This is a genomic window from Peptoniphilus indolicus ATCC 29427, from assembly GCF_000227315.1.
Classification (GTDB): domain Bacteria; phylum Bacillota; class Clostridia; order Tissierellales; family Peptoniphilaceae; genus Peptoniphilus; species Peptoniphilus indolicus.
Genome location: NZ_JH165061.1, coordinates 585749 through 593555, shown reverse-complemented (window position 1 = coordinate 593555; position 7807 = coordinate 585749). Strand labels below are relative to the sequence as shown.

General features: G+C 32.1%; 7 protein-coding genes. 4 read left to right on the top strand and 3 right to left on the bottom strand.

All coding sequences use genetic code 11. The features are described from left to right. Positions 1-554: 554 nt before the first annotated feature. Both HMPREF9129_RS02685 and HMPREF9129_RS02680 read right to left on the bottom strand, forming a co-directional pair. Complete coding sequence (locus tag HMPREF9129_RS02685; RefSeq protein ID WP_040552211.1) at positions 555-1277, bottom strand: heparan-alpha-glucosaminide N-acetyltransferase domain-containing protein; 723 nt, start codon at positions 1275-1277, stop codon at positions 555-557. Further along, complete coding sequence (locus HMPREF9129_RS02680; RefSeq protein ID WP_004820093.1) at positions 1274-2107, bottom strand: deoxyribonuclease IV; 834 nt, start codon at positions 2105-2107, stop codon at positions 1274-1276. Before HMPREF9129_RS02680 ends, HMPREF9129_RS02685 begins: the two co-directional genes overlap by 4 nt. A gap of 65 nt (positions 2108-2172) precedes the next feature. On the opposite strand from HMPREF9129_RS02680, the gene HMPREF9129_RS02675 reads away from it, so the two are divergent. The 4 genes from HMPREF9129_RS02675 to HMPREF9129_RS02660 are packed head-to-tail and all read left to right on the top strand — an operon-like array spanning position 2173 to position 6804. Then, a complete protein-coding gene (locus tag HMPREF9129_RS02675; protein ID WP_004820091.1) occupies positions 2173-2853 on the top strand; it encodes a response regulator in 681 nt (226 codons plus the stop codon). Position 2854: 1 nt separating this feature from the next. Continuing rightward, positions 2855-4633, top strand: coding sequence for a HAMP domain-containing sensor histidine kinase (locus HMPREF9129_RS02670; RefSeq protein ID WP_004820089.1), 1779 nt, complete (start codon positions 2855-2857; stop codon positions 4631-4633). Next, positions 4626-5960 carry a hypothetical protein gene (locus tag HMPREF9129_RS02665; RefSeq protein ID WP_004820087.1) on the top strand — a complete coding sequence of 445 codons (1335 nt, stop codon included), beginning with the start codon at positions 4626-4628 and terminating at the stop codon, positions 5958-5960. The genes HMPREF9129_RS02670 and HMPREF9129_RS02665 overlap by 8 nt, the downstream gene beginning before the upstream one ends. Before the next feature lies 1 nt (position 5961). Beyond that, on the top strand, positions 5962-6804 hold the full coding sequence (locus tag HMPREF9129_RS02660) for a two-component system regulatory protein YycI (RefSeq protein ID WP_004820085.1): 843 nt from the start codon (positions 5962-5964) through the stop codon (positions 6802-6804). A 42-nt stretch (positions 6805-6846) separates the two neighbouring features. On the opposite strand, the gene HMPREF9129_RS02655 is transcribed toward HMPREF9129_RS02660, so the two are convergent. Continuing rightward, positions 6847-7611, bottom strand: coding sequence for a TspO-related membrane protein (locus HMPREF9129_RS02655; RefSeq protein ID WP_040552208.1), 765 nt, complete (start codon positions 7609-7611; stop codon positions 6847-6849). Positions 7612-7807 lie beyond the last annotated feature (196 nt).

Here is a 7807-nt window from a genome sequence, read left to right as displayed (position 1 = left end):
TTATTACGATTTCATCGGGTATTAATCACCGTTTCCGGTGGCTATCCCCGTGTCAAAGGCAGGTTACTCACGTGTTACTCACCCGTCCGCCGCTAATCCGACTTAACTTCTTCCCGAAGGTGTCTGTTATGTCTTCATCGCTCGACTTGCATGTGTTAGGCGCGCCGCCAGCGTTCGTCCTGAGCCAGGATCAAACTCTCGATTTTAATATCTTATTTGACCTTAGCTACTCAGTTTTTTCACTGACTTTCCGCTAAGCTTTTTTTGCTTTGCTTATAGTTTATTCTTTTCTACACTATTTAATTATCATTGTTCTTTGCTCTCTCTTTTTAAGAGACAGCTTATTTAGTATAACTCTTTCAGTTTGCTTTGTCAAGAACTTTTTTAATTCTTTTTAAAGTTTTTTCAAGAGCGTTGCTCTCACGAGGCAACTTGTACATTATGCCAAAATTCCACACACCTGTCAATACTTTTTTTAGTAAATTTTCAATTGTTTGAAACCCTGTGTTTTACCGCCTTACAGACATTTTATTTATAAGATTCTAAAAATTTTTTTATATTTTTTCAAAAATCCATATAACTAATAAATACAAAAGCGGCTGGTGCAAAACATAGATGGCTAAACTTCTTTTACCTATTTCAGATAGAATATTACCTTTCCCATATTTTCCATAAAAGTTATTCTCTATTAATTTTCTTCCAATAAAAAAACCAAATAGATATATAAATATCCATGGTATAAATCCAAAATAATCTTCAGAAGTAAAATTTAAAGAAGGAAGTCCTAGAGGAAATAAATTTAAATTATATAGTTCTTCAGTAATTTCTATCTTTCCGAATAGTACTGTTCCACTTTGAATATTATAAGTACATATATATAGAATTAACATTAAAGTTGACCATATATTTGTGTTCAAATTTTTTATTTTATCCTGAATCAATCCTGTTATTAACATGCACATTCCAAGTCCATTCATAACTCCGAATATTATCATTATCTCTCTTGCAAAAAAATAAGTTACCAGAGTTATTAGCAGACCAATTATATTTAAAATTATCCCCCTCTTTATATTCTTTCTTCTATCTAATAAGCTCGAAGTAACTCCTGATATTATAAAAAAAGACGCTGCAATTGATATTTGCCAGACACTATTTATTATAAAGTTTTCATACCAAGGTATTTGTTTAAATAAATTTATATCGTAAAACAGATGAAATAATATCATGGAAATTACTGTAAATCCTCTATACGAATCCAATATGTGATTTCTTTTCACTCTCTCATACTCCTAAGCAATTCAATTTCTATCTTGTGCCCTTCATTATCCAAAGGAGTTTCCAAATAAAAAGGTAGTGCGCGAAGTTTCTCATGATTTATTATTCTTCTTATTGCCTCAAGTCCTATGTGCCCCTTGCCTATTTCCTCATGTCTATCCTTGTGTGCTCCAATTGGATTTTTTGAATCATTTAAATGTATTGCTTTTAATCTTTCTAATCCTATTATTTTATCAAACTCTTCTAACACTCCATCTAAATCATTTACAATATCATACCCGCCTTCGTGAATATGACAAGTGTCCATACATATTCCAAGTTTATCTTTTAAGTTTACTCGCTCAATAATCATTGCGAGTTCTTCAAAATTCCTTCCTATTTCCGTTCCCTTGCCAGCCATGGTTTCAAGTAGGACTGTTGTATGCATATCTTCATGTAATATTTCATTTAACAAATCAGATATTATATTTATTCCAACTTCTGTGCCCTGTCCAAGATGAGATCCCGGATGAAAATTGTAAAGATGTTTGCCAAAGTACTCTAATCTTTCTATATCTTCTCTTAACACATCTCTTGCAAATTCTTTTACATAGTCCTTATCCGAACAAGGATTTAGCGTGTACGGAGCGTGCACCAACATAATCGGCACTTCGCCCTGCATATTTTCTATGAGCTTATCCGCATCTTCTCGGTCAAACTCCTTTCTCTTTGACCCACGAGGGTTTCTCATAAAAAATTGAAAAGTGTTTCCGTTTTGTTCTTTCATACTTTTATACAAACCGTTAAATCCTTTTGTAAAAGATTGATGTGAACCTATAATAAATTTATCCATGTTGATATTATACACAATTTTAAAAGTTTTTATTTATCTGATATAATGCAAATTAGGAGGCGCTTATGTTTGGAAAAATTTTAATAGTGGATGATGAACATTCAATCGCAGATATAATAGAGTACAACTTAAAAAAAGACGGATATGAAACTAAAACTGCCTATGATGGTAAAGAGTGTCTTGAAAGAGTTGCAGAAGAAACTTTCGACCTTATAATACTTGACATAATGATGCCTATAATGGACGGATTTTCAGTTTTAACTGAACTCAGAAAAACATCAAATATCCCCGTTATTATACTCACCGCAAAAGAAGAAGAAGTTGATAAAATACTCGGCTTAGAACTTGGAGCAGACGACTATGTTGTAAAACCCTTCTCAATGAGAGAGTTGACCGCTAGAGTGAAAGCTATTTTGAGACGTAGAAATATAGAGGTTCAAACCGAAACAGCACATATCAATTCAGAAAGTCTTGAAATCAACATAGATAAATACGAAATAAAAAAAGACGGAGAAATTATAGACCTCACACTTCGTGAATTTGAACTTTTAAAGTTCTTGGCTAAAAATCCAGGACAAGTTTTTTCACGTGAAGAACTATTAGATAAAGTCTGGGACTATGAATATTACGGAGATATAAGGACTGTTGATGTAACTGTCAGACGTCTTAGAGAAAAAATAGAAGATGGCAAAGACTACAAATATATCCTTACTAAACGTGGAGTAGGATACTACTTCGGAGGATAAAATGCTTAGCAGTATAAAATATAGATTTATGACAATTTACTTCCTACTAGTATTAGTATGTATGTCAATTGTCGGGGCATTTATCATAAATAGACTTGAAAGTGCTCAACTTCAAAACGTCACTGAAAATATGGACTCAACACTGAACTCAATTGTAACAACTTCAAATTATCTGACTACTGAAGATTGGCTCTTAAATCAAGACCAAATAATCAACACATTTATAAGTTGGAGATTTCCTTCAAATCAATCCATGTATGCAATAACATCTGAAGAAAATCCACTCATAATTGCTGCATCAAAGAATGTGAATTTAATGTCACTTGCCATAGCCAACGAGACTATAGAGCCTGACTTAGTCATAAACTCAATTTCAGGTTCAGAGGGCCAACGAGTTATATTCGATGAAAATTCAAACTTGCACGAAAAGCACATAGCAAGACCTATCTTTTCATCAGAAGGTAAAGTTATGGGCATTTTATACATGACAGAAAATCTAAACGGTGTATACGATGTAATAGATAACGCCCGTAGCATTCTTACTTATGCAACCGGAATCGGTCTCATAATAACCATAACTCTAGGATACTTCTTAGCAAATTCAATCACAGGCCCTATAAGTGACCTGACTAAAAAGGCAAAGTTGATGGCAAAAGGGGACTTCAACCAAAAAGTAGATATAAAATCAAATGATGAAATCGGTAATTTAGGTTCTATGTTTAACTATTTGACGCAGGAGCTAAAAATTACAATCGAGCAAATGGAAATTGAAAAAGGTAAACTGAATACAATCTTTAACTATATGCAAGAGGGCGTAATTGCAATAGACAAAAATGGATTTCTAATCCATGCAAACCCAACCGCAAGAAGAATATTGAATTTAAACAATAGCAATGGCGAAAAAATCGACTTAGCTAATTTGAACATTTCAAATATAGACTACAATAACTTTTCAACATTAGTCGGCGACGGTGAAATTGAAATTCTCGACAGATTTTATAAACTTAAATACGCTCCTTTTAGAAGGGAGAAAAGTAACCAAGGTCTTATAGTAGTATTCCAAGATATGACAAAAGAACACAACCTTGAAATCATGCGTAAAGAGTTTGTTGCAAATGTCAGTCACGAACTTAAAACGCCTATAACAACTGTAAAAAGTTATTCAGAGACAATCTTGGACTCAGAAATGGACTATGAAGACATAAAACATTTTGTCGGAACAATAAACCGTGAAAGTAACAGAATGGGAAGATTGGTATCAGACTTGTTGCAACTTTCAAATATAGACTACGGCGCAAACAATTTTATATTTGAACCAATAGATACCTACGATTTAATAAGCCAAGTCCTAGAGAGTCTGGACGTTATGATAAAAGAAAAGTCTCACAACATAACCTTAGATATTCCAATGAATATAAACGATATTTACTCAGATGTTCACTCAACTGAACAAATTGTGATGAATATAATATCCAATGCAATAAAATACACTAAACCTAATGAAAAAATTAAAATAAGTTGTCAAAACTTAGATGGTTTCTTAAAAATCACTGTTAAAGACAATGGAATAGGAATTCCAAAAGAAGATTTGAATAGAATATTCGAAAGATTTTACAGAGTTGAAAAAGGTAGAAGTCGGGCTATGGGTGGAACCGGACTTGGACTTTCTATAGCTAAGGAACTAATTGAAACTATGGGTGGGAGTATAGAGATAAGTTCAAAATATAACTTCGGAACAGAAGTTGTCTTAAAGTTTAAGAGTGTGGTGCACAATGAATAGAGAACATGAATATATACTAAATATAATACTGATCGCATTGGCCGGTTTGACACTGTTCCTATCAAACATACTGTGGGTTGACTTAAAAAAATCCCACATACCCACCACAAAAATAGAAGACACTGATTATGCGACCAATGATTTATTTAAAGAACTTTTAAAGCCACAAAAAATGGTCGCTAACTACAACGGCCAACACCATGCCGTATATGACTTTGACGATATATACAACACTTATCGCCAATCAATATACGAAATTTTTTCCAATTCAAACACTAAAAATGGACAAGTCATTTCATTGCAAGAATATTTAAAACTACAAGACCTCCCATCTTTAGTTTTCTTCTACTCTTCACCGGTAGACTTATCCATAATTGTTAACTTAATTGGAAAATCCGATTCAAACGACTCTCCTATTCTCATAAAAGAAATCTATCTGTCCAGAGAATTTATAATAGTTAGTGATGGAACTAATCACTATAGATTTGACAAAAATACTACAATAGACTTTACACTTTCAGCACTTGCCGGGGAGTCTTTGCCTGAATATAAAAATTTAAACGAATTATACAATGTTGAAAAAAATATTTATCTTCCGAATCAAAATAGCTACCTATTAAAGACTGTTAAATATTCAAATGATCTTAAAAGTTTGATATCAGATGAATCATATGTCAATAATTTAGCGACAAGATTTCTAAATCAAAATGATGAACACATTAGAGATATAGTCCAAGACAACAGCAGAAGTCTTATCTATGGAAATGAATACCTAACTCTTTACACCAACGGAATAATAGAATATAAAAACTTAAATGTACCGGAGTCTAAGACACGAAATCTGCATACTTCTCTTAAAAATTCTATTTCCTTTATTTCAAACAAAGTTGGCAATGCAGGAATATATATTTCTCAAATAACACCTATAGAAAATAATGGCGATCTTGGATTTAGATTTTCTTTCAATCTCTATGAAGATTCCATCCCGGTTATAATTAATGACACCAAAAACCCCTACTATATAGAAATTGAATCTTACGGCGATACCATTACTTATTTCAAACAAAACTACCGAAAATCTATAAGTGAATCGCCATTGCCGGAAAAGGTCAAGTTCGCCGGTTTAGAGCGTATAATAAAAACTTCCTTAACAGTTTTTAACGAGCCTTTTGAAGAAGTTTTAAAAAATATATCTGATATAGGAGTTGCTTATATAGACAACACTTCCCATGATCAGACAGAACTTAAACATTCAATCTTTATCAAATATAACAACAGAAGGTTGTTCTTTTCTATGGAATCTGGACGACTTTTAATGGAGAAATAGTATGGATTGGTATAAAGCAAAAAAAATATTGATGATAGCGTTGATAATAACTGATATCCTTCTCTTTGGAATGATAATTCGCCGTTCATTCATAATTCAAGATAGAACTACATCGTATACCTTTATCAAACAAGTAAAGTCAAGGCTACTTAAAAATGGAATAAGTATACATGCGAAAATTCCACGGACAAGAATCAGCTTGCCGTCCTTGAGAGTGGAATTTGATTCCTACTCTAAACTTGATTTAAACGAAAGATTTTTTGCCAGTAGAGGAAAGTTTCAAGACCCGAACAGCAGCTTTACCCAAATAACTTATGCCGATGAGGTTTTAAGTGTATTAAACACACGTAGACTAATTTACGAAAATGTAAATCCCAAAATATCTACTAAGTCCAAATTTAAAGCTGAAGACGTTGCAAAAAAATTTTTATTGGATAGAAACTTTGACGTTTCAAATATGTTGTTAGTGTATTCAAACTCTTCTAAAGGCCAAACAGAACTTAAATTTGCAAAAGAATTTGAAGGTGTAATACTAGAGAGATCATTTGCCAACTTTATAATAAAAGGAGATACTGTCGTATCAATGGATAGACTTTGGCTAAATGTAATAGACAAATCAACCAGTATAGTCCATATGCACTCAGCTCCAAGAGCCTTGCTCACTCTCCTGTCCGAACCAGAAATATCTTCAAAAACTATCACTCGAATAGAAGAATGTTACTACTTCGATCCTGAAGAACAGGGTTATGTTGAAGATATAACCAAAGCCACAAAAGGAAAAGCAATAGCTGCTTGGAGAATTCAATTCTCAGATGGAGAAAGTATAGAAATAGAATCAAAATAAGTGTTGTCAAAAATAAATGACAACACTTATTATATTCAATATTTAATTTGTTAATACTTTTCTTTTACTTACAAACATATAACCACTCGCCGCTATAAATATTAGCGCTATTATAACTAATATATAAGTTGGAAAATCAGAACCTAAACTTACCAGCTTAAATCTTATTGCAACAAGCGCCCACGCTACCGGTAACATATATACTGAATTTTTTAATTTAAATCCTACAGTTAAAATTATCAAACTAAAAATCGAAACCAACACTAAACCACCAACTATATCATCTACACCCATTCTATCCGCAACTCTTATCATTACAGCAGCTAAATTTGGTGCATTTGCTATACTAAGCCATCCCCCATAAATTCCAAAAGTTATTGGATATAATAATTTAACTCCTTTTAAATTAATTTTTTTAAGTTCAAATAAAATCTTAATCAATGTAACTGCAAGTCCAAAAATCATAATCATTGAAACTTCTATCCAAACCATGGAAAATGAAAATATCCATAGTATATTAAAAATACAACTCACCCAAAACGTAGAACTTATCTTATCAGCTACTTCTCTATATTCTGATTTTTCAGCATTTATAAACAAAACTACCATGCTCACAAATAAAAGAGTGTATATAAGACCCCAAATACTAAAGGCATATCCCGCCGGAGTTACAATTGTTGTGTACATTTCAGATACATCTTTTTGAGCTAATCCATTAATCATTCCCTTAGCTCCCATGTAATTTATAATAACCATCACTACATAAAATAGTAAATTTATCAACGACTTCTTCTTTAAATTATTCATAACACACCTCTTAAATTCGGAAATAAATCCCAAATATATCATTCATTAAAATTTCATTCGTTGATAAATGTATACCCAATAAAATTTTTATTTCCCTTTTCTATATTTCTTCAAAATTCTAAATTAAATTTAATCTCCAATTTTATATGAACTAATAATTTCTGACGTATCTACATTATAAAAATTAAAAATTCCA